The following is a 2,155-nucleotide window of genomic DNA, read 5'->3' as shown; positions in this document are numbered from 1 at the left end:
GGGATGTCAACATATCTGGCGTTGACTTTTGGCACGCTGTTGAGTTCTCAAGGAACGGACGCTTCCTTCGGACCGCCTTCCAGCGGGCCCTCCGGGCTTCGTTCTTTCGTGTTTCCAGCTTATCAGATGTTTTCCGCTCCGTTTCCGGGGCTTCGCTCATCCAACTCGCTGGCGTCTTCCGGGGTTTGACGCCCCGTCCGACGTTTCAAACTCTAGCCGATCTCCGCTCCGAAAAGCGAATCCGACCGCAACCCGATAAAACGCACACGCCGAATACGCAGCAGGCCGCGACGTGAAAACGACGAAGCGACCCGGCCCGAACCGGGAAGTGGTGTTTCAGAGGATTGGCTGCCCCGGGACCGTCCGCGCAGACGCGTGTCCGGTGCTCCCTGCCAGGCAGCTCGAAGAACACTAGACCTTCGGCCTGGCCGAGTCAACCGGCGCAACCGAATTCTCGGTCCCCTCCTCCACCGGCAGCTGGAAGGCCAGGACGGCGACGTCGTCGTCGTGCTCGGAGGTCACGCCCATCGCCCGCAGCAACCGGGCGCAGATCACCTCGGGGGCACCGATCGCACCGGTCAGGGTGCGGGCCAGGAGGTCGAGGCCCTGGTCGATGTCCTCGTCGCGGCGCTCGACCAGTCCGTCGGTATAGAGGACACCGGTCGTACCGGGGAGCAGGCGCAGGGTGTGGGAGACGTGCAGGCCGCCGCCGGTGCCGAGCGGCGGGCCGTTCTGTTCCTCGCTGCGCAGGATGGTGCCGTCCGGGCAGCGCAGCAGCACGGGGAGGTGTCCGGCGGAGGCGTAGGAGAGGGTGCGGCACTGCGGGTCCCAGACGGCGTAGGTGCAGGTGGCGATCTGGTTGGCGTCGATCTCCATGGCGAGGCCGTCGAGCAGGCGCATCACCTCGTGCGGGGGCAGGTCGAGGCGGGCGTAGGCGCGGACGGCGGTCCGCAGCTGGCCCATGACGGCGGCGGCACGCAGGCCGCGGCCCATGACGTCGCCGATGACGAGTGCCGTGCGCCCGCCGTCGATGGCGATGACGTCGTACCAGTCGCCGCCGACCGCGGCCTCGGCGCCGCCCGGCTGATAGGTGGCGGCGACCCGCAGGCCGGCCGGCTGGTCGAGCTTCTGCGGAAGCAGGCTGCGCTGGAGGGTGACGGCGGCCTCGCGCTGGCGCCGTTCGGCCTCGCGCAGGCGGGCGGCGGCGAGGACCTGGTCGGTGACCTCGGCGGCGAAGATCAGCACTCCGGCGGGCGGTCCTTCGGCGGCGTCGCAGTTCTCCCCGGTTCCGAGCGGGACGCAGGACACGTTGTAGTAGCGGTTGCCGGTGAGGCCGAGGATGCATCGGGCCTTGACGCTGCGCGGGCGGCCGCCGCGGATGACCTGGTCCATCAGCGGCAGGACGCCCATGCTGCCGAGTTCGGGGAGGGCCTCGGCGGCGGGCAGGCCGGTGGGGCGGTCGCCGAAGAGGTCGCGGTAGGCGCGGTTGGCGTAGCCGAGCTGGTGGAGCGGGCCGTAGGTGACGGCGACCGGAGCGGGGATGCGGTTGAGGACCTCGCGCAGGTTCTGCGGCTTCTGCGGGTCGAGGAGCTCGGCGCCGGCGGCGGGACCGTCCGGGTCGCGGGGGCCGGGCACGACGACGCCGTCGGGGCAGGGCGCACCGTCCTCGGTGCCGGTCCCGTTGGGCGGGACGGCACGCCGGGGGACTCCGGTGAGCCGGGCGCTCCAGCGCATGAGGTTCAAACGACGGCCGCTTCCTCGTTTTCCAGGCATATCATCACTTTTTGTGTGCGCAGCAGCACACGGGGTAATGACCAGGTCGGGCTGATCCTGTCAGGCGGAGGCCCGGTTCCGGAAGTCGCGCGCCCGGCGTGGCCGTCCGATCCGCCCTCCGGTCGGCCGCCGGCCCGGGTCGGCGGGTGCGGTCACCGGGGAGCATCCGGTCCGGCGTCGGACGGCCGTCCGGACCTCGGGTCGAACCCTTCCTCGAAGACCGAACGCGGGTGCTCCATCGCGCCCAGCGAGACCACCTCGCGGGAGAACACCCCGCCGAGCACCCAGTCCATCAGCACCCGCACGCGGCGCTCGGCGCTCGGCAGCCGTCGCAGGTGCCGCGCCCGGTGCAGCCACCAGGCCCGGCGGCCGGTGAGCCTGC

The 2,155-nt window shown here is 71.2% G+C and carries 1 protein-coding gene and 2 pseudogenes; 1 reads left to right on the top strand and 2 read right to left on the bottom strand.

The annotated features are described in order from the left end of the window. Positions 1 to 189 (top strand): hypothetical protein (locus KS423_RS44060; protein WP_224285300.1); only part of this gene is annotated, 189 nt, incomplete at its 5' end. A gap of 270 nt (positions 190 to 459) precedes the next feature. Here the strand turns inward: KS423_RS44060 and KS423_RS44055 are convergent. Both KS423_RS44055 and KS423_RS44050 read right to left on the bottom strand, forming a co-directional pair. Further along, a pseudogene (locus KS423_RS44055) lies at positions 460 to 1,743 on the bottom strand (SpoIIE family protein phosphatase); the annotation flags it as partial. 182 nt (positions 1,744 to 1,925) lie between these two features. Next, a pseudogene (locus KS423_RS44050) lies at positions 1,926 to 2,155 on the bottom strand (NAD(P)/FAD-dependent oxidoreductase); the annotation flags it as partial.

This window comes from Streptomyces sp. LS1784 (genome assembly GCF_020103755.1).
Classification (GTDB): Bacteria; Actinomycetota; Actinomycetes; order Streptomycetales; family Streptomycetaceae; genus Kitasatospora.
This window is presented reverse-complemented; position numbering and strand designations above follow the sequence as displayed.